At 46.7% G+C, this 19,430-nt stretch carries 17 protein-coding genes; 11 read left to right on the top strand and 6 right to left on the bottom strand.

Annotation, left to right across the window (positions count from 1 at the left end):
• Positions 1 to 665: diguanylate cyclase domain-containing protein (locus WB308_RS00615; protein ID WP_424187950.1), on the bottom strand; the 665-nt coding region annotated here is incomplete at its 3' end.
• A 432-nt stretch (positions 666 to 1,097) separates the two neighbouring features.
• On the opposite strand from WB308_RS00615, the gene WB308_RS00610 reads away from it, so the two are divergent.
• The 3 genes from WB308_RS00610 (at position 1,098) to WB308_RS00600 (ending at position 3,721) form a co-directional block, all read left to right on the top strand.
• Entirely contained in the window at positions 1,098 to 3,200 is a 2,103-nt protein-coding gene (locus WB308_RS00610) for a diguanylate cyclase (protein WP_424187948.1), read from the top strand.
• Between the two features lie 65 nt (positions 3,201 to 3,265).
• A complete protein-coding gene (locus tag WB308_RS00605; protein ID WP_424187946.1) occupies positions 3,266 to 3,496 on the top strand; it encodes a hypothetical protein in 231 nt (76 codons plus the stop codon).
• 12 nt (positions 3,497 to 3,508) lie between these two features.
• Positions 3,509 to 3,721 (top strand): hypothetical protein, encoded by a 213-nt coding sequence (locus WB308_RS00600; protein ID WP_424187944.1) that lies wholly within the window; start codon positions 3,509 to 3,511, stop codon positions 3,719 to 3,721.
• A 132-nt stretch (positions 3,722 to 3,853) separates the two neighbouring features.
• Here the strand turns inward: WB308_RS00600 and WB308_RS00595 are convergent, their stop codons facing one another.
• On the bottom strand, positions 3,854 to 4,681 hold the full coding sequence (locus WB308_RS00595; RefSeq protein ID WP_424187942.1) for a D-alanyl-D-alanine carboxypeptidase family protein: 828 nt from the start codon (positions 4,679 to 4,681) through the stop codon (positions 3,854 to 3,856).
• A 127-nt stretch (positions 4,682 to 4,808) separates the two neighbouring features.
• Positions 4,809 to 4,997, bottom strand: a complete 189-nt coding sequence (locus WB308_RS00590) for a hypothetical protein (protein WP_424187940.1) — start codon at positions 4,995 to 4,997, stop codon at positions 4,809 to 4,811.
• 161 nt (positions 4,998 to 5,158) lie between these two features.
• On the opposite strand from WB308_RS00590, the gene WB308_RS00585 reads away from it, so the two are divergent.
• The 6 genes from WB308_RS00585 to amrS all read left to right on the top strand — a co-directional run bounded on the left by WB308_RS00585 (position 5,159) and on the right by amrS (position 11,802).
• On the top strand, positions 5,159 to 5,935 hold the full coding sequence (locus WB308_RS00585) for an exodeoxyribonuclease III (RefSeq protein ID WP_424187938.1): 777 nt from the start codon (positions 5,159 to 5,161) through the stop codon (positions 5,933 to 5,935).
• Between the two features lie 26 nt (positions 5,936 to 5,961).
• The gene (locus tag WB308_RS00580) at positions 5,962 to 6,717 is read left to right on the top strand and encodes a viroplasmin family protein (RefSeq protein WP_424187936.1); all 756 of its coding nucleotides are present in this window, start codon (positions 5,962 to 5,964) and stop codon (positions 6,715 to 6,717) included.
• A 104-nt stretch (positions 6,718 to 6,821) separates the two neighbouring features.
• Positions 6,822 to 8,075, top strand: coding sequence for a DEAD/DEAH box helicase (locus WB308_RS00575; RefSeq protein ID WP_424187934.1), 1,254 nt, complete (start codon positions 6,822 to 6,824; stop codon positions 8,073 to 8,075).
• A complete protein-coding gene (locus WB308_RS00570; protein WP_424187932.1) occupies positions 8,072 to 10,192 on the top strand; it encodes a helix-hairpin-helix domain-containing protein in 2,121 nt (706 codons plus the stop codon). Before WB308_RS00575 ends, WB308_RS00570 begins: the two co-directional genes overlap by 4 nt.
• A gap of 110 nt (positions 10,193 to 10,302) precedes the next feature.
• Positions 10,303 to 10,731 (top strand): Hsp20/alpha crystallin family protein, encoded by a 429-nt coding sequence (locus tag WB308_RS00565; RefSeq protein WP_424187930.1) that lies wholly within the window; start codon positions 10,303 to 10,305, stop codon positions 10,729 to 10,731.
• Positions 10,732 to 10,764: 33 nt separating this feature from the next.
• Positions 10,765 to 11,802 carry an AmmeMemoRadiSam system radical SAM enzyme gene (gene amrS, locus WB308_RS00560; protein WP_424187928.1) on the top strand — a complete coding sequence of 346 codons (1,038 nt, stop codon included), beginning with the start codon at positions 10,765 to 10,767 and terminating at the stop codon, positions 11,800 to 11,802.
• Here the strand turns inward: amrS and WB308_RS00555 are convergent.
• Together WB308_RS00555 and WB308_RS00550 are read right to left on the bottom strand one after the other, a co-directional pair.
• Positions 11,762 to 12,406: a protein-L-isoaspartate O-methyltransferase family protein gene (locus WB308_RS00555; RefSeq protein ID WP_424187926.1), complete on the bottom strand. Its 645-nt coding sequence runs from the start codon at positions 12,404 to 12,406 to the stop codon at positions 11,762 to 11,764. The genes amrS and WB308_RS00555 overlap by 41 nt on opposite strands.
• A gap of 30 nt (positions 12,407 to 12,436) precedes the next feature.
• Positions 12,437 to 12,775: a TraR/DksA family transcriptional regulator gene (locus WB308_RS00550; RefSeq protein WP_424187924.1), complete on the bottom strand. Its 339-nt coding sequence runs from the start codon at positions 12,773 to 12,775 to the stop codon at positions 12,437 to 12,439.
• Between the two features lie 68 nt (positions 12,776 to 12,843).
• On the opposite strand from WB308_RS00550, the gene metK reads away from it, so the two are divergent.
• Together metK and WB308_RS00540 are read left to right on the top strand one after the other, a co-directional pair.
• Positions 12,844 to 14,040 (top strand): methionine adenosyltransferase, encoded by a 1,197-nt coding sequence (gene metK, locus WB308_RS00545; protein ID WP_424187922.1) that lies wholly within the window; start codon positions 12,844 to 12,846, stop codon positions 14,038 to 14,040.
• A gap of 35 nt (positions 14,041 to 14,075) precedes the next feature.
• Positions 14,076 to 16,721 (top strand): cation-translocating P-type ATPase, encoded by a 2,646-nt coding sequence (locus WB308_RS00540; protein WP_424187920.1) that lies wholly within the window; start codon positions 14,076 to 14,078, stop codon positions 16,719 to 16,721.
• A gap of 4 nt (positions 16,722 to 16,725) precedes the next feature.
• Here WB308_RS00540 and WB308_RS00535 read toward each other — a convergent pair whose 3' ends face one another.
• The gene (locus WB308_RS00535) at positions 16,726 to 19,371 is read right to left on the bottom strand and encodes a PAS domain S-box protein (protein WP_424187918.1); all 2,646 of its coding nucleotides are present in this window, start codon (positions 19,369 to 19,371) and stop codon (positions 16,726 to 16,728) included.
• Positions 19,372 to 19,430 lie beyond the last annotated feature (59 nt).

Raw genomic sequence — 19,430 nt, 5'->3', positions numbered from 1 at the left:
CCTCCTGTACGGACAATAAAGGCATCAGGAGGGGCAGAATCTACTATAATTTTGGAAGTTTCGATCAACAATAAATCTCCGAACCGATGACCGTAAGAATCATTTATCTCTTTGAACCCGTCAATATCTAAAAACATAAATGCAAAAGGGTGGGTTTTGGTACATTTATCGGTGAGCATTTCGATAAGGCTTAGTCGGTTAGGCAATCCGGTGAGTGGATCGTAGTGGGCTAATTGAACCAATTTTTTGTTGATTTCGATTACATTTTCCATAGCATGTTTCAATTCTGTTACATCACGTCCAAACAAAATAATACCGTTAATAGTTATGTTGTCAGAAGCGAATGAAGGGGTAACGATGATTTGATGATATTCATTGGCCGTCGGTATAAAAAGCTCTATTGTACGTATTTTACCATCTTGGATGATTTGATCTATTGTGATTTCAATGAATTTATAACGATCATCCGGCCATATATCATGAGGATTATTTCCGATGAGCATTTCATATGGGAGATTGAAAAATTGCTGCATCTTTTTATTAAGATAGACAATTTGTCCTTTAACATTGTATTGGATAATGTAATCAGGCGAATTTTCGGCTAAAGTTATATAGCTATGAAAATTTTCGAAGTTTTGATTTTGAATCGATAAATTCGATAACATCTTACACTCCTAATATAACGCCTTGATAAATAAGTATATCCAAAATATACAAATAAGTAATTTTTAACAATACGACTATCTAGAAAATACTATGCAGTTCATTTATTTAAAAAATAGACAAAGGATTGGATTATGGAACATCATGTCGTTATTGAAAAACTGTGCAGCTGCGTCGCACGAATGTCATCAAAAGCCTTAATACCCTCAATGAACTCTACTTTGTCGTTCAGACAACACCCCTTTCCTACTCTTTAGTCGAGTAATACCTACAAACGTGTATAAGCACTCCATATATTTGATATTCCGTATCTATTTTTGATTCGTAACGTAATTTTTATAAAATCTGTGTACACTGATTCAAGCGATATAAAATATATTTAGTGAATTACAGAGAAACAGTGATGAAAAGGCGGGTGAAACAAAGGAATTTTTATGAACTTTCTCCAGAATATGACATTGCTCAAACGGATGGTTCTGTGGTTTTCCGGTATTACTATTGTCATTTTGGCAACTATGATCGGTATGACATGGGAATTACGAGACACGATCCGTAATAACGCGTTAATTCGTATCAACAAGATGTTGTTGCATCAGCTTGATGCGTTAAAAATGTATGCGCATGAACGCTATGTCACCTTAAATAATTTAAGGCAGCTGCTCTATTTTACATCACGTCATTACCCCGTTTTTGAAAAAGAGTTCTGGAACGCTCCCCCTGATACTATAGAGAAAACTCTGGCTGGATTTGCCGATAAAAATGATTTTTATGATCTCTTTATTATCACCAAGGACGGGGACATTGTTTACACTGCCAAAGCAGAGAGTGATCTGAATACAAACCTTTTTTCTGGCATATATCGTCATACAGAGCTGGCTCGAGTTTTTCGTGACGCACTGAAGAATACCAAACCCTATATCTCCAAATATGACTATTATGATCCAAGTTACGATTTCGCAGCCTTTATTGCAGAACCGGTTGTTGAAAATGGGAAAATACTCGGAGTAGTCGCGGTGCAATTGGATAATCATAAAATGCATGATGTGATCAACAATTATTCTGAATTGGGGGAAACCGGGAAGCTTATCGCAACCTTTGAGCATGAGGGAAAAATGTTGACGGCAGCTCCGATTCGTCACACGGACATACAGGCTTTTCAGCAAATGGATTTTCTTACGGGTGTTTCTTCAAAAGAAAAGTCAGGCCAATGTTATATCCGCGATCGATCGGGAAAGAATGCAGGGGTAGCCTGGGGATATCAAGATGATTTTCGGATGAATATAGCGGTCAGGATTGATGAGAACGAGTTATTAGAGAGATGGTATCGACAATTTTCATTGATACTGCTTCTTTTTCTAGTCGGTGCCAGTGTTGTGATCGGTATGTTGACCATACTGGTACGTTCTTTTTCAAAACCGATTGAACGATTAACACACTATGCGGCAGAGATTTCAGAAGGGCATTATACTATTCCTATAGAGCAGGAACACTATGATACCGAATGGCAAATATTGATCAAGGCATTTCAAAAAATGTCGACGGATATTAATCAAAAAATGATGCAGCTGAATCAGCAAAATCTTCTCCTCTCGAATCAAAAAAAAGAGATTGAAACCCTTAATGAGAATTTAGAAGAGCGTATTCGAATCAAAGCGAAAAAACTTCAAAGATACATTGATACGGTTGATCAGTACGTTATCACCTCCCGAACCGATAAGAATGGTAATATTGTGGATGTTTCGGAAGCATTTTGTCAGATCAGCGGATATACGAAAGAGGAGCTGATTGGGAAAAATCACCGTATTATCCGCCACCCCGATATGCCTCATGAGGTATTTAAAGATCTTTGGGAAACGATTTCTTCGGGCAAAATCTGGCATGGAGAGATTAAAAACCGTAAATCTGACGGCGGTTATTATTGGGTTGATACGACTATTTCGCCGGATATTGAAGGAGAGAGTATTATTGGCTATACAGCGGTTCGACACGACATCAGCGACAAAAAAATAATCGAGGAACTGGTCATTACCGATTCGATGACCGGACTCTACAATCGCCGTTATTATGCAGAAATGATCAAAAAAGAGATGAATCGTGTAAAACGGCACTCTTCAAGCTTGGGGTTAATGATGATTGATGTCGATAATTTTAAATTATACAATGATACGTATGGGCATCAGGCTGGTGATACGATTTTGACTGAAATCGCCGAAATTTTAAAAGCGTATACTTCACGAAGCGGTGAATATGCTTTCAGACTCGGAGGAGAAGAATTTGCGATAGTTGTGAGCGGCATGGAGGAAGAGGAGTGTATCGACTTAGGAAACCGAATCCGTCTCGAAATCGAACGTAAGGCATTCCCGCATATAAAAAACGATGTTTCTCCATTTGTAACCATATCCATGGGGATAGCTTTTTATTCTTCAAAGAGTGAAATGACATGCGAAGAACTTTATAAAGAGGCCGATACACAGCTGTATAGCGCAAAAGAACGGGGCCGAAATCAAGTGATCAGCCGTTATCATCAGAATAGCTGATCTCTATCAATCTTCATAAGAACGCTCTATGCATACTCTGCTGATATTAGTATGGGAGAAACACTATGGAACATCATGTCGTTATTGAAAAACTGTGCAGCTGCGCAAAGAAAGAGGAAATGTCTCAAATCACTACATTTGATTCAAAAGAGGGTGCACAAGAAGCAGCAGAAACTAAACTGGCCCATATGAACGGAAGCTTTTGCGGCAAGCATGAGTTCCAGCTGGTTGAAGTGAATGACAATTTTGTCATCGGAATGGTCGGTGGCGGCTGTGGATGCAAATCCGGTCATTAAAAGGAGGAAATTATGGAACATCATGTAGTGGTTGAAAAAATGTGCAAATGTGCGATTCGAAAAAATATGCCGCAGATCAAAACGTTGGATGATAAAGAAAATGCAATGCGCATCGCTCGTGCATGGGCACAAGAGATGAATGAGAGCTTTTGCGGACAACACTCATTCGGTGTTGTTGAAGTGGATGACAACTATGTCATTACGGTAGGCGAGGGGAGTTATTGACTCCATCGCACATACGAAATCTATTTCGACACTTTTTCAAAAATGCTCAAAGTAAGGTCTAGAAAAAGATCCTCGTGCAATCGAGATAAATTTCAATAGGAAACAAATAGTCAAAATGTATTTCCGTGTAATTTACACGGATTCTAAGAATCTATTTACCGGTTGAACAAAAATCCGTTCAAAGATTTGTTGGGCCAATGCCCAGCGGTTTGCTTTTGAATTTAGCATAACGATCAGGCAATCGTTTCCATCTTTTTTTGCACGGGCGATGAGGCAGGGGCCTGCTTTGGACGTGTACCCCGTTTTGACGCCTACCGCATATTCATAGCGGTTTAAAAGGTGGTTATGGGTTTTGGCAATAAATTTCCGGTTCGTATTGAATCCGTAGTAAATGTGCTGGTTTTGTCGGGTAACCTCATTGAAAAAAGGGTTCTTAATCGCGTATTCTGCCAGTTTGAGAAGGTCTTTTGGGGTTGAGTGGTGATTGCCGATATCATAACCGCAAGGGTTGGTAAAAACGGTATTACGCATCCCTATCTTTTTGGCTTTCAGGTTCATCATCTCTACAAAGTTATGTACGTTGCCTCCGACGGCAAATGCAATAGCCATCGCCGCATCGTTATCGGATTTGATCATGGCCGCTTTAACCAGATCTTCAAGGATAATCATTTCCCCCTCTTTGTACCCTGCTATTGTCGGTTCAACAGCGATCATCTCTGCTGTGATGAGGACAGGACGATTCAAATTCCCTTGCTCAATCGCCAATATCGCCGTCATGATTTTGGTGAGACTGGCCGGTTCAACTTCTTTGAGAGCTTCTTTGGAATAGATGATTTCACGCGTTGTCAGGTCTTTGACCAATAACGCTTCGACATTAAGTTTGGAGAGTTCATTTTTGTCGATTTGGGCATGCAGCGTTAAAATTAGGAAAAAACTTAAGAGGGAAAAATATCGATACATTTAGGCAATCCGGTCATTTTTAAAGTGCATAATTGTACTATAAATTCCTACGCTATTTTTGAAGCCACAGTAATGGGAGTGTTTTTTAGATGAATAATTTCACTCCGCCATTTTAGTGGCAGAGGATTTATCCCCGGATATCGAGCGTTTGCCCAAGTCCTGTAAGGGAAGAACCGGAAGAGGGGGCAGGTTTTGTATCTACAGAAACCTGCGCACTGTCTAAGAGTTTCATTAAACCTTGTCCTTGGGTTTCCATCGCTTTTTTCATGGCATAGATCTGAGGACCCATTCCCGGATTTGAATTGATTGAATCCATTCTATGTTTCTCCTTTTTGGAGTCAGTGATATATCGACAAAAATACAAACTTTCTAAAATAGGGTACCACCGCATAAATTATTGTAAAATACGGGCTTTGATAGCCGCATTGGGAATCATCTTTTCCGCTCTAGGTGTGCTGGTTGGGATAAAGGGAAAAAATGGACCATACGATCGAGATTATTTCATGGAACGTCAACGGCATCCGCGCGGTAGCGGAAAAGGGAGCGTTTGACTGGCTCGAAGAACGCCGGCCGCACATACTCTGTCTGCAGGAGATCAAAGCCATGAGCGATCAGCTGCCGGAGAATCTCTTTGCCAACCGCTATGCGACGCTCACGATCAACAGCGCTGAGAAAAAGGGATATTCGGGAACACTGATCGCCACTGCATTGGAACCCGTTCTTACGGATATCCGGAGTGACATCGATCTGCTGAATGAGGGGCGGATCGTCGAGCATCATTATGGGGAGATTGTTTTATTCAATGTCTATTTTCCGAATGGACAAAAAGATGAAGAGCGTCTTGCGTACAAGCTCGAGTTTTATGATCGTTTTTTGGATTACTGCCAGTTGCTTCGATCTGAGGGAAAAAAGATCATCATATGCGGCGATGTGAATACCGCCCATCGACCTATTGATTTGAAAAATCCCAAATCAAATGAAAAAACGTCCGGATTTCTCCCCATCGAACGCGCATGGATTGATAAGCTGATCGCGCATGGCTACATCGACACCTTCCGCCATGTTCACGGGGACAAAGAGAATCAGTATAGCTGGTGGTCGTACCGCTTTAGTGCACGTTCTAAAAATGTTGGATGGAGAATCGATTATTTTTTCATTTCGGATGATCTGGCGGAATCGCTTGAAGATGCATTTATTTTGCAACATATTACGGGGTCCGATCACTGCCCAGTCGGGATTCGTCTAAAGCTTTGAACGGCAATGAGAAAGGATACAAGAGAATGGCAGAAAAATTTTACGTGGTGAAAAAGGGGAGAACGCCCGGAATCTATACCACATGGGCGGAGTGCTTAGCGCAGGTCGACAAATTTTCCGGAGCGGTGTACAAGAGCTATAAAAGCAGAGAAGAAGCCGAAGAAGCGTTCGGGTCGAATCTTTCATCGAAGCCGTCGGCACCATCACAAACGATAGCAAGGAAGAAAAAGAGCGCTGTGATTCAACGGGATTCTGTTTCAGCCCTAACGGATGAGATCCGTTTTGCTATCTATTGTGACGGTGCGTGTTCAGGAAATCCGGGAAGATCCGGAAGCGGATTGGCAATCTATGAAGAGGGGAAGAAACCTGTTCTGATCTACGGCGCTGCGGATGAGATCGGGACCAACAATACCGCAGAACTTAAAGCTTTGCTCAGAGCGCTTGAACTTGCTGCCGAGACATTGCATGAACCGGTTGCGATTTTATCGGACTCTAAGTACAGTATCGAGTGTGTAGTGAACTGGGCATACGGATGGAAAGCGAAAGGGTGGACGAAAAAAGGGGGGGATATTAAAAATCTCGATCTGATCAAAGCTGCCCATGCGCTTTATGATGCGATTAAAGACAAAGTGATTATTTCCCATGTGCGCGGACATGCCGGGGTTGAGGGGAATGAGCTTGCTGACCGGATGGCCGTTATCGCATCGTCAGTCGGAAATGTTGTTTTCGAGGAATACAGATATGAGAGTATCCGTGATGTGATCGCTCTTCAGGCCGGGTAATCACTCCGGTACCCTACAAATTCGTGATTTTAATCCGTTTTACCACAAATTAAAAATATACTTCCCTTCACTATACCTATCCCCATACAACGAGGAATTTACAAATGCCCTTTTCAGAACTCGGACTTTCATCCGCCATACAGCGTGCCCTTAAAGATAGCGGATACAAAGAGCCGACGCCGATCCAGGAGAAGGTGATTCCGCTCGTCCTCACCCACCATGATCTCCTCGCCCGTGCACAAACGGGGAGCGGTAAGAGTGCCAGTTTTGTATTGCCGATTTTGGAACTTTGGACAAAGACCCGAGGGGAGGGGAAAGGGAAGATCAAAGCGCTTGTTCTCACTCCGACACGGGAACTGACGCAGCAGGTGGCACAGACGTTTGTGACGATGGGGGCTTTTTTGCCGAAAAAACCGACGGTAGTGAGTATTATCGGCGGTGAAAGCATCGGCGATCAGCTCTACGCCATACAGCAAGGGTGCGACATTCTCGTCGCTACGTCGGGGAGATTTCTCGACGTGTTGAGAAAAAAGCAGATGAATTTGTCACATTTGGAGTTTTTCGTCCTGGATGAAGCCGACAAAATGTTGGACCTGGGATTTGTTGAAGAACTGGATCTGATTTTAGAGGCCATCCCCGCAAAGCGCCAAAATCTGCTGTTTTCGGCAACCTATCCGCCGAAAATGGAAGCGATTGCCTCCAAAATAACCAAAAATCCGATTCATGTCACTTTGGAAGCACAAACGCCGACGGTGGAGAGCATCCGGCAGCGGGTCATTGAGGTCAATCCTGAAAATCGGGGTCCCTTACTCAGACATTTGCTCAATACCGAAAAATGGGAGCAGGTATTGGTCTTTATGGCGAACAAACGCGCTTCCGACAACATCGCCGCAAAGTTCCGTAAATACGGCTTTTCGGCGGATTCTTTCAACGGTGATCTTCTCCAAGAAGACCGTACCTATGTACTCGAACAGTTCAAGGCGAAAAAAATCCGTATCCTCTTTGCCACCGATATCGCCGCGCGGGGTTTGGATATCGATGGAATCAGCTGTGTGATCAATTTCGATCTCCCCCGCTCACCGGCTGATTATATCCACCGCATCGGGCGGACGGGTCGTGCAGGCAAATCGGGTGTAGCGGTCTCGTTTATCGGATTTGGGGAGAGGGATCATTTTTCCCTCATCGAAAAACGTTCCTCTATCAAACTGCCGCGAGAACAGATAGCCGGATATGAGTTGATAGGGACACCTCCGCCGAAAGAGAAAGGTCCGGAACCGGTAAAAGGGAAGGGGAAGAGTAAAAAAGACAAAGCCCGAGAACTCGCCGCCAAAAATGCAAATCCATCAGGAAACCAATGAATCCTCTCATCGAGCTACTCAGCAATAAAACGGGGTTGAACCCCAAAATCGTCACGAATATCCTCAAACTTCTCGAAGAGGGTTCCACGATCCCTTTTATCGCCCGCTACCGCAAAGAGATGACGGGGGGAGCTACCGATGAGCAACTTCGTGATTTTGATGCCGTTTATGGCTATTCTAAAAAACTGCTGGATCGTAAAGAGGAAGTTTCACGGCTGATTGTAGAGCGTGCACAATTGAACGATGAACTTCGTTCCCGCCTGAACGGGGCGTCGACTCTCCAGGAGGTTGAGGATATCTATCGACCTTACAAAGAGAAGAAAAACACCCGTGCCGGTGCGGCGATTGCGGCGGGTTTGGAACCGCTGGCCGATCTGCTGGAGAGCGGCCGATTGGAACTGAACGAATTTACCAAGCGCTCCGAATCGTTTGTCAAAGGCTCGATTACATCGCGCGAGGAAGCGATCAAGGGGGCTCAGGATATTGTGGCGGAGCGCTACAGTGATGATCCGAAAGAACGCGACTACTGGAGAAAGCAATTGCTGGAGTATTCCGCTTTTGAGATCAAGGGGACGAAAGAGCTGAAAGAAGAGGGACTTTTCGCCAAACTTGCAGGAAAAACGGAGAAAATCGCCTCGATCCCCTCGCATCGCTATCTGGCCATGATGCGCGGGGTCAATGAAAAAGAGCTGAACGTGAAAATTGCCCTTGATATGGATCGGGTTGAGAACACGATTGCCCGCTACCGTATCCCAAAGAGCGCCAAAAGCTCTCAAAGCCTCTTATTGGCGAGCTATCTTGACGGGTTTAAGAGGCTTCTTTTCCCTTCGCTAGAGAGAGAAGTGCATACGATGGTCAAAGAGAGAGCCGATACCCAGGCGATCAATACCTTCGGTAAAAATCTCTCACAGCTTTTGGGTTCGCCTCCCGTTACTAAACGTGCCATATTGGGGGCTGATCCGGCGTATCGGACGGGGTGTAAACTTGCCGTAGTGGATGAAAACGGCACCTATCTGGATCATGCGGTAATCTATCCGACACCGCCACAGAGTGACTATGAGAAGAGTACGAAAGTGATCAAACAACTCACGCAACGTTACGGAATCAATGCCGTTGCGATCGGTAACGGAACGGCGTCCCGGGAGACACAGGAATTTTTTGCCCGTTTAAACCGCGAAGAGGGGCTGAATCTCACCTACACCGTCGTCTCCGAAGCGGGGGCTTCGGTCTATTCCGCCTCTAAAATTGCCCAAGAGGAGTATCCGCAGCTCGATGTGACGATACGGGGGGCGATCTCGATTGCTCAGCGTCTGCGAGATCCGATGGCGGCACTCGTCAAGATTGATCCCAAATCACTGGGAGTTGGGCAGTATCAGCATGATGTGAACCAAAAACAGCTGGAAAAAAAGCTCCACGAGGTGACGGAAGATCTGGTCAACCGCATCGGCGTCGATCCCAACAGCGCCTCGGCATCCCTTTTGGCGTATGTTGCGGGGGTCGGGTCGAAGCTTGCGAAAGCGATTATCGAATACCGCGAACACAGCGGCGCGTTTAAAAGCAAACAAGAACTTCTCAAAGTCAAAGGACTCGGGGCGAAAGCGTACGAACAGTGCGCGGGGTTCTTTCGGATACGGGAGGGGAAGAGTGTGTTGGATAACACGGGAATCCATCCTGAGAGTTATGAAGCCGCCAATGCCCTGATGAAACGCTATAATCTCTCAATGATCACGAAAGAGGAGATTCCCAGTATCGCACAGGAGTTAGGGATAGGGGAGGCAACGCTGAGCGATATTATCACGGAGCTTCGAAAACCGGGATTCGACCCCCGTGAGAGCCTCCCGCCGATCATCTTCCGCTCCGATCTCACGGATATTAAAGAACTGAAAGAGGGCTCTATCGTCTCGGGGGTAGTCCGAAATATCGCCGATTTCGGCGCATTTGTCGATATCGGATTGAAAAATGACGGCCTGATCCATATTTCACAGATGTCGGAAAAACGGATATCACACCCTCTCGAAGTGCTCAGCGTCAATCAGCAGCTTTCGCAAATCCGAGTTGTTGAAGTCGATGTCCAGAAGGGGAAAGTGGGATTAAGTTTGAGGGATATATTGGTATAAAATATTTTTTTATGTAAGATTTAATCTTATTGGGGCTAGAATCTTTCTAAGCAGAGATGGGCTGGAAAATGCGGTTGCTTCTCTGTAAATTGCTCATGAAAGGATTTTCCATGTTGTTAACACGATTTGATCCGTTTAAAGAGTTGCGTTCACTAGAAGAGCGTATCAGTGAAGCGTTTTCCTCCAATCTGAAAAAAGATCTCTTTTCAAGCTTTACCCCCGCAGTCAATACGAGAGAAGGGGAATATGCTTATCATATTGATGTGGATCTTCCTGGTGTCAAAAAAGAGGACATCAGCGTAAAAGTTGAAAATGGTGTTTTAACCCTCAAAGGGGAGAGAAAAGAGAAAAAAGAGGTTAAAAAAGAGGATTATTATCAGTGTGAAAGCAGTTTCGGGAGTTTTACCCGCAGCTTTACCCTCCCCTCCAATGTGGATGCCGAAAATGTCCATGCCGAAAATAAAGACGGTGTTCTCGAAATTACTCTCCCGAAAAAAGAGTCCAAAAATGGATCGGCTAAACAGATTAAAGTAAAATAGCCGTTTCCCAAAAGTGCATTGGAAGGAGTTGTCATGTCATCCCTCGCTTGGCTTTCGAAAAAACTCGAAGATGGCAGGATCGCCTGCGAAGCGTGCAATCAGCATTGCACGCTCACCGAGGGCGAATATGGAATTTGCGGCATTCGTAAAGTTGAAAACGGGGAACTGCACCTTCTTACCTACGGCCTCGCGGCAGCGGTCAATGTCGATCCTGTCGAAAAGAAGCCGATGTTTCATTTCTTGCCGGGATCGAGAGTCTTTTCTTTCGGCACGGTCGGCTGTAATTTTTCGTGTAAATTTTGCCAGAATGCCGATATTTCCCAATACCCCAAAGAGCACAATCACGATATCGTAGGACAATCCCTCTCACCCAAAAAAGCGGTTGAGCTGGCGCTTGAATACGGGTGCGAAAGCATTGCCTACACCTACAACGAACCGGTCGTCTTTTTCGAATACACCTACGATACCGCCAAGCTCGCCCACGAAGCGGGGTTGAAAAATATCTATGTCACGAGTGGTTATGAGACCCACAAAGCGATCGATACCATAGCCCCGTATCTGGATGGGATGAATATTGATATTAAAGGATATAGCCAATCGTTTTACAAGGATATCTGCGGCGCTTCTCTCAAACCGGTTCTCGATACGATCGAATACGCCCATAAAAAAGGGATATGGATCGAGACGACGACGCTGCTGATTCCTGGACTGAATGATTCGGATGAAGAGATCCGTGCTATCGCCCAATTTCAAGCCGACCTCGATCCTGCCATGCCATGGCATATCAGTGCGTTTCATCCGATGTACAAAATGCTCGACCGTCCCAGAACCCCCGCTTCGACGCTACGGCGGGCCTATGATATCGGTAAAGAGGTAGGATTGAAATATGTCTATGTCGGGAATATCGATGATGAGTCACGTGAATCGACCTACTGTCCGGGGTGCGGTGGGATGGTGATCGATCGGCGCGGCCATATCGGGCAATACGTTACCAACCATTTGGTAAAAGGGAACACGTGTCCGTACTGCGCTACGGAAATCGAAGGGGTCTGGCGTTATAGGAGAGGATAAGAGGGACAAAACGGAATCCGGGGAGCTCATAGGGTGCAAGGGTGCCGTCTTCCTTTTTCGTGATACGCCAAATACTGTTTTTAACCGGTATCACAAGGATTCCTCCCACTTTGAGCTGATCGAAGAGGGTGCGCGGCATTTCGGATGCACTCGCGGAGACGAGAATACGGTCATAGAGCTTTCCCGGTTTTCCCAGAACGGAGGGGGGACTCAGAGTAATTGCAGCGTTGTGAATGTGCGCTTTTTGCAAGCTTTCACGGCCGTACTTAACCAAATGGGGAATGATCTCAACCCCTTCTACAAACCCCTCCGGTCCAACCGCTGTCGCCAGAAGGGCCGTCGTCCATCCGGATCCCGATCCGATGTCCAGCACGGTATCGCCGATGCGCGGATGGAGCAGTTCGAGCATAATGGCAACGGTATAGGGCTGTGATATGGTCTGCGCCTTTCCAATCGGCAATGGACGGTCCTCATACGCATACGCATAGAGTGTATCTGGGATAAAAAGGATCCGGTCACACACGTGAAACGCGTTGATGAGCGAGGGGGAGCGAAGGACGCCTGCGGCGACAAGATGATTAATCAGCTGTTCGTTACCGCTCATCAGAATCCTCCATGGTGTTGCTAATCCCTTTTATTCGATGACTATCGTCCGTGCCGTTGGATTTGCCATTAATCTCTCGAGCGGGATAGGTTTGAGGGTTTTTTCACAAATGCCGTAATTCCCGTCATCAATACGCTTTAATGCCTCATCGATCTCTTTGACCTCCGCTTCAAGCTTATGAAGAAGCGTTTGATCGGTTGCATTGTCAATTTGAAGCTCGGCCATGTCTTCTACATCGTCGATTTCGTCTTCATTGGCGATACTGTTTACCTCTTCTTTGATCATGCCGATATTTTTTTCGATTTTTGTTTTTTCGGTTTTGAGGAGGGTTTCGAATTCTTTGAGGTTAAGATCGTTTCGTGTACTCATGGTATACTCCTTGAACGGGTTTTTATTATAATGATTAATGATAACACAAAATTGAGAAAAGGGTGTGCATGTATTTATTTACCTCCGAATCGGTATCTGCAGGGCATCCGGATAAATGCGCTGATATTATTGCGGATACCATCGTTGACCGATTGTTGCAGCTGGATCCGAATGCGCGGGTTGCGACGGAGGTTTTTCTCAGCGGTAAACATATTATTATCGGCGGTGAGGTGAGAACAAACGCTGCAATCACCCATCAGTTTTTCAAAGATGCTGCTCTCGACGCTCTTCGCTCCATCGGATACCCCGAAAAAGGGTTTGATGATTCCCAGACGGTGTATCCGGATCAGATGGAGATCACTGTTCTTGTTTCTCAACAATCAGCCGATATCAGTATCGGGGTAGATCAAAAAAGCGGAGAGATCGGAGCCGGAGATCAGGGAATGATGTTTGGATATGCGACCATAGAAACGGAGGCATTGATGCCGACAGCCGTGGTGTATGCACGAAAAATCCGGGATGCGTTGTACGCATATGCACGGGAACATCCCGAACGTTTCGGTATCGATATCAAAACCCAGGTGACGCTCGATTACGGTACCAAGGAAAGCTTTGTGCGTGGAGAACCGAAACGGATAGCGTCCATTGTCGCCGCTGTTCCCCATAATGATACCATTCCGATCGATGAGGTGAGAGAGACGATTCAAACCCTTATCGTTCAACTCCTCTCAAACGATCCCCTCTTCGATCCCTCAACGGTCGAATTTTTTATCGATCATACGGGACGATTCGTAACCCACAGTTTTATTGCCGATTCGGGGTTGACCGGACGCAAAGTTGTCAGTGACACCTACGGCGGCTATGCACCGATCGGGGGAGGGTCCCAAAGCTCGAAAGATTATACGAAAGTAGATCGCTCCGGGCTGTATGCCGCACGGTGGATCGCCAAACATATCGTTGCCGCCGGAATTGCGCGTAAAGCTCTCGTCGAGATTTCCTATGTCATCGGCAGAGCCAAACCGATCAGTTTCACCGTCGATACGCTGGGAAGTTCACTCATCAAAGAGACGGATGAACTTCTCTCCCAAAAAATTGCGGAACACTTCCCGCTCACCCCCGCGTGGATCACGGCGAAATTTGCCCTCGACAAGCCATCGAAAGAGAGCTTCCTTTATGCTGACGTTGCGGCAAAAGGACAAGTCGGAATTGCCGGATATCCGTGGGAAGAACTGGACGCATTGAACTGGTTCCAAAGTATAAGATGAAAACAGCTCAAGTAGTCATGAGGGGAGAATCGGAAATGCCTAAAGGACAATGGCATCAGAAAAGTGTCGAGGAAGTTTATGCGATGCTGGGCTCTACACCAGAAGGACTCAGTTCTCAAGAGGCGGCACGAAGGCTTGAACAGTATGGTCCGAATGAGCTGAAGGAAACGAAACGTACATCCCTTTTTATGATGTTTCTCGACCAGTTTAAGGATTTCATGATCCTTGTCCTGATTGCCGCAGCCGTTATCGCGGGGCTCATCGGCGATCCTTCGGACACGATCGCCATCGTTATCATCGTCATGCTCAATGCCATCATCGGTTTTGTGCAGGAATACCGGGCGCAAAAGGCGATGGAAGCATTGCGGAAAATGGCGGGTTCAACCGCAACGCTTCACCGTGAAGGGATGCCTACCACGGTGAATGCAGATGAAATTGTTCCCGGGGATATCGTGATATTGGATACGGGTAATATCGTCCCCGCCGATCTGAGGCTGATAGAGGCGGTGAATTTAAAGATCGATGAATCAACCCTCACCGGCGAATCGGTTGGTGTAGAAAAGGATACCGATCTGCTAAGAGAGGAAGAACTGAGCCTCGGCGAACGAAAAAACATGTCGTACCGGGGAACCTATATTACGTATGGCCGTGCCAAAGGGATCGCAACAGGGACGGGAATGGAGACGGAACTGGGCAAGATCGCGCAGATATTGCAAGGGACCGTAGAGACAAAGACCCCCCTTCAGAAGCGGTTAAGTCTATTCGGCGAGAAGCTCGCAATCGCCGTCCTCGTTATCTGTGCCATCATTTTTACCGTCGGGATTGTCCGGGGCGAGGGGGCGCTTCTGATGCTTCTCACCGCGATTTCACTTGCCGTCGCTGCAATCCCTGAAGCCCTTCCTGCGGTTGTCAGTATCTCACTCGCTTTCGGGGCAAAAAAACTGATTGATCAAAATGTTCTTATCCGAAAACTCCCCGCAGTGGAGACGTTGGGATCGGTGACCTATATCTGTTCGGACAAGACCGGAACACTGACTCTGAATAAAATGAGCGTTGAGGAGATCTATATCGACGGTTCTTTGGTCAAAAGCGGAGAAATCAAAGGGGAGATAGAAAAGCTCTATGCCGGAAATGCCACCGTTAGGGAATATTTTATGGCCGCACTTTCCCTTTGCAACGATGCGCTCACCGATGCCGAAGGTGTTCTCATCGGTGATCCTACCGAGACGGCCTTGTATGCCATTGCGGAAGCAAACGGATTTAAGAGGAAAGAGTTAGAGGCCCATCTCCCTCGTCATGCTGAGATCCCCTTTGATTCGGAAAGAAAATGTATGACCACCTTCCATGAATTTTCCCCAGGGGGAGGCCGCTTTATCTCCTTTACAAAGGGGGCACTTGATTTACTCTTACCAAAGTCCATCGATATCCTGACCACGCAGGGGTTAAAAAAAATCGATACAGAGGTGATAGAACGAATCCATGAGACGATGGCGGCGGACGGGATGCGTATTCTTTGTGTGTGTATGAGAATCTGGGAGAAACTTCCTGATTCTCTTACAGCGGAGCAGACGGAAGTAGGACTCACGATTCTGGGGCTTGCGGGTATGATGGATCCGCCGCGCGAGGAGGCGAAAGAGGCAATTGCTTTGTGTAAAGCGGCGGGTATCAAGCCGGTCATGATTACGGGAGATCATCCTTTGACCGCCGGTGCCATTGCCCGGAGGCTGGGGCTTCTCGATGCGCAAAACAGGTCCATGATTACCGGTAAAGAGCTTGACGACCTTTCGCAAGAAGAGTTTGAGGAACGTGTCGAGCATATCCGTGTGTATGCTAGGGTGGTCCCCGAGCAGAAACTGAAAATCGTGAAAGCTTTGCAGGATAGAGGGCAGTTTGTCGCCATGACGGGGGATGGCGTTAACGATGCACCGGCTTTGAAACGGGCAGATATCGGTGTTGCGATGGGAATCACAGGAACCGATGTATCAAAAGAGTCCGCAGACATGATTCTCCTTGATGATAATTTTTCCACTATTGTGAATGCAGTAAAAGGGGGACGGCGGATTTTCGACAACATCCGAAAATTTATCAAATATACGATGACGAGCAACTCCGGCGAAATTTGGACGATTTTTCTAGCCCCTTTCTTTGGCCTTCCTATACCCCTCCTGCCGATTCATATTCTATGGATCAACCTTGTTACAGACGGGCTCCCCGGCCTTGCCCTCTCTGCTGAGCCTGCAGAAAAAGGGATCATGGAAAAACCGCCTCGTGATCCGAAAGAGAGTGTATTTTCCCACGGTTTGGGTGCCCACATCCTCTGGGTCGGTTTACTGATGGGGTTTGTCGCTATTTTTACGCAGGCGTGGGCGATCGAAACAAATCATGGACATTGGCAGACGATGGTCTTTACCGTATTATGTCTGAGCCAGATGGGGCATGTCCTGGCCATCCGGTCGGATACAGAATCGATATTCAGCCAGGGATTGCTTTCGAATAAACCGCTTCTTGGGGCTATTGCATTGACTTTTGTGCTGCAGATGGCGACGATTTATCTCCCTTTTCTTAACCCGATTTTCAACACGGAACCCTTGAGTATGAATGAATTGATAGTAACGCTTTTGTTGTCATCTGTGGTATTTATTGCGGTGGAAATAGAAAAGTGGGTGAAGCGACGACTTTGATAGGCTACAAAGATTCGCTGCTAAACGTAAACCTTTTTTCACTGAAGAGCTTCAAGCAAGCATCGACAACGGCGGGATGATAGAGGCTCCCCCGTCCGCGTCTGATCTCATCCAAAGCTTTTTCAATTCCCAATGCCGAACGATAGGGGCGGTGTGAGGACATCGCTTCCACTACGTCGGCTACCGTGATAATCTTGGACTCGAGTAGGATTTGATCCCCTTTAAGCCCTCGCGGGTAGCCGGACCCATCGAGTTTTTCGTGATGCTGCAAGATGATGTCGGCAATCGGCCAGGGAAATTTAACCTCTTTTAAGATGTCATATCCTGCCTGCGGATGGGTATGGATAAACATGAATTCCATATCGCTGAGTTTGCCGGGTTTGGAGAGGATTTCCGCCGGGATGTGGATTTTTCCCAAATCATGAATGATGGCGGCAAAATGGACCCCTTCTATCTGCTCTTCGCCCAACCCCATTTCCTGTGCGATGGCTGTCGCCAGTTCACCGACGCGCCGTTGATGGCCTGCGGTATAGGGGTCACGTGCTTCTACGGTGGCTGCAATAATCTGAATCGACTGCTCCAGGCTGCGCCGCAGAATTACCGCATGCTGCTCGTGCTCGATACGGGCACGCAAGGTGATAATGCCATAAGCGAGATCATTGGCCAATTCCTCCAGGAGACGGACCTCCTCTTCATCAAAGGGTTCCGAAATTGATGAATAGATGCTTAGCGCACCGAAAGTCTTCCCTTCGTAGGAAAGGGGCAGTGCGATATTCGAGACGTAGCCGTGTGAGCGTGCGGCGTCTTTATAGGGATTGAATCCGTCTTCACTGGAAATGTCGCGGCAGATCTGTGTCGTTCCGGTACGTATCACTTTGGATATTGGCAATTGTCCTTGTTCGGTGTCGGCCCAGCTGAGATTCTTTGCCCAGTAATGTTTCTCTTTTAAACCCGACCATGCCATAGGGGTGATGCTCTTTTGGGGGTTCTCATCAGCATAGTCGACCACGGCTAAGCTGTAACTGCCCTGTTCTACGATAATACGTGTGACGGATCGGAGCAATGTATCCTCGTTCTCAGCCCGTATCAGTGCCTCATTGCCTGCTGAGAGGGTCCTGAGTGCACGGTTTGCGCGGCGTAATGCCTCTTCCGCCGCTTTGCGTTCAGTAATGTCATCATAGATACCCAGAATACCGAAGATACTCCCATCGATGGCACGAAGCGGTACCTTGGAAGTGCGAAGCCAAATCTGGTTTCCCTCAGGGGTGGTTTGCCCTTCTTCGTAGCCGATTTTCGGTATACCCGAATCCATGACCTTTTTATCATCAGCGCGGTACGATTCCGCTTGCTCGCTCCAGCCCATTTGGAAATCGTCTTTGCCGATTAGCTCCTGCGGACTCGACATTCCCGCATCGCGCGCAAAAGCGGCGTTGCAGCCTAGAAAGCGCAAGTCAATGTCTTTCCAAAAAATGCGGACGGGGATATTTTCTACAACAGACTGGAATAACTCATGGGATGCGATGAGCATTTCCTGAGCACGCCGCCTTTCGCTGATGTCGCGGATGTTGCATTGGATTATTTTCCAGTCGCCCGCTTCGTAGAGGTTACTGATGAACTCCACATTGATCTGCCGCCCATCCTTCGTCTTTAGCGGCAAGTCTTCGTAGCGGATGTATCCTTTTGCTTGCAATTCTATAAATGCCTCCTTGCTGGCTTCAATATCTGTAAAAAAGCCGATTTCCCACAGCTTTTTTCCGATAAATTCATTGAGGGTATAGGAGAGGAGGGCTAGGATGAAGGGATTGGCATCCACGATCACTCCCGTTTCGGCATCGAGGATCAAAATACCCTCTTTGGCGGCCTCGAACAGTCGCCGGTATTGCATTTCCGATTCGCTTAGTGCCTGTTTGGCTCGCAGCCGTTCGGTGATGTCGCGGATATTGCACTGGATCACTTTTTGGCCGTTAACTTCGTAAATATTGCTGATAAATTCGACGTTGATTTGTCGGCCATCTTTTGTCTTCAGTGGCAAGTCATCGTAGCGGATGTATTGCTTGCTCTGCAATTCTCTAAATGCCGCCTTACTCTCCTCGATGTCCGCGAAGAGGCCGATCTCCCACAATTTTTTTCCGGTGCACTCGTTGAGAGTGTAGGAGAGGAGGTGTAGGATGAACGGGTTAGCATCCACAATTACACCTGTTTCGGCGTCGAGTATCAGAATACCGTCTTTGGCAGCCTCGAACAGCCGCCGATACTGCATTTCCGATTCTTGCAGGGCCCGTTGGATGTACTGGCGTTCGGTGATATCTTCGAGTGTATGCAATGAGTAGAGATAGCCTCCCTGTTCATCTTTTATGGCGTAGGCATGCGAACGAAAAATGGTGTCGCCGACTTGCACCTCTTCCGCTACCGTATTTTCCATTTCTTGCAAGCAGTGCTGGAGTGGGGTATGGGTTTTTGGAAAGATATCAAAGTAGGGCTGACCGATAATTTGCTTGAAGGGGAGAGCGGCGAGTTGCTGATAGGCACGGTTGCAGCGGAGGATGTGGAACTCTTTGTCGTGCATGAAGATCGCATCTTCTACGACATCCAAAGCGGCTATCCACTCCTGATATGCCTGCTCGATTTTCTTATCCATCGTGTTGCTCATGATTTTGCTCCTTAGAGGTAACAAAAAGATTGATACTCTTTTCAGAAATGATTATAGCA

The organism is Sulfuricurvum sp. (genome assembly GCF_049587615.1).
Lineage (GTDB): Bacteria > Campylobacterota > Campylobacteria > Campylobacterales > Sulfurimonadaceae > Sulfuricurvum.
This window is presented reverse-complemented; position numbering and strand designations above follow the sequence as displayed.

Coding starts and splice junctions, on each gene's coding strand:
- WB308_RS00580 (WP_424187936.1), top strand. CDS start 5,962: ATGGCAGAAAAATTTTACGTGGTGAAAAAGGGGAGAACGCCCGGAATC.
- WB308_RS00585 (WP_424187938.1), top strand. CDS start 5,159: ATGGACCATACGATCGAGATTATTTCATGGAACGTCAACGGCATCCGC.
- WB308_RS00600 (WP_424187944.1), top strand. CDS start 3,509: ATGGAACATCATGTAGTGGTTGAAAAAATGTGCAAATGTGCGATTCGA.
- metK (WP_424187922.1), top strand. CDS start 12,844: ATGTATTTATTTACCTCCGAATCGGTATCTGCAGGGCATCCGGATAAA.
- WB308_RS00540 (WP_424187920.1), top strand. CDS start 14,076: ATGCCTAAAGGACAATGGCATCAGAAAAGTGTCGAGGAAGTTTATGCG.
- WB308_RS00555 (WP_424187926.1), bottom strand. CDS start 12,406: ATGAGCGGTAACGAACAGCTGATTAATCATCTTGTCGCCGCAGGCGTC.
- WB308_RS00610 (WP_424187948.1), top strand. CDS start 1,098: ATGAACTTTCTCCAGAATATGACATTGCTCAAACGGATGGTTCTGTGG.
- WB308_RS00575 (WP_424187934.1), top strand. CDS start 6,822: ATGCCCTTTTCAGAACTCGGACTTTCATCCGCCATACAGCGTGCCCTT.
- WB308_RS00595 (WP_424187942.1), bottom strand. CDS start 4,681: ATGTATCGATATTTTTCCCTCTTAAGTTTTTTCCTAATTTTAACGCTG.
- WB308_RS00550 (WP_424187924.1), bottom strand. CDS start 12,775: ATGAGTACACGAAACGATCTTAACCTCAAAGAATTCGAAACCCTCCTC.
- WB308_RS00565 (WP_424187930.1), top strand. CDS start 10,303: ATGTTGTTAACACGATTTGATCCGTTTAAAGAGTTGCGTTCACTAGAA.
- WB308_RS00535 (WP_424187918.1), bottom strand. CDS start 19,371: ATGAGCAACACGATGGATAAGAAAATCGAGCAGGCATATCAGGAGTGG.
- amrS (WP_424187928.1), top strand. CDS start 10,765: ATGTCATCCCTCGCTTGGCTTTCGAAAAAACTCGAAGATGGCAGGATC.
- WB308_RS00605 (WP_424187946.1), top strand. CDS start 3,266: ATGGAACATCATGTCGTTATTGAAAAACTGTGCAGCTGCGCAAAGAAA.
- WB308_RS00570 (WP_424187932.1), top strand. CDS start 8,072: ATGAATCCTCTCATCGAGCTACTCAGCAATAAAACGGGGTTGAACCCC.
- WB308_RS00590 (WP_424187940.1), bottom strand. CDS start 4,997: ATGGATTCAATCAATTCAAATCCGGGAATGGGTCCTCAGATCTATGCC.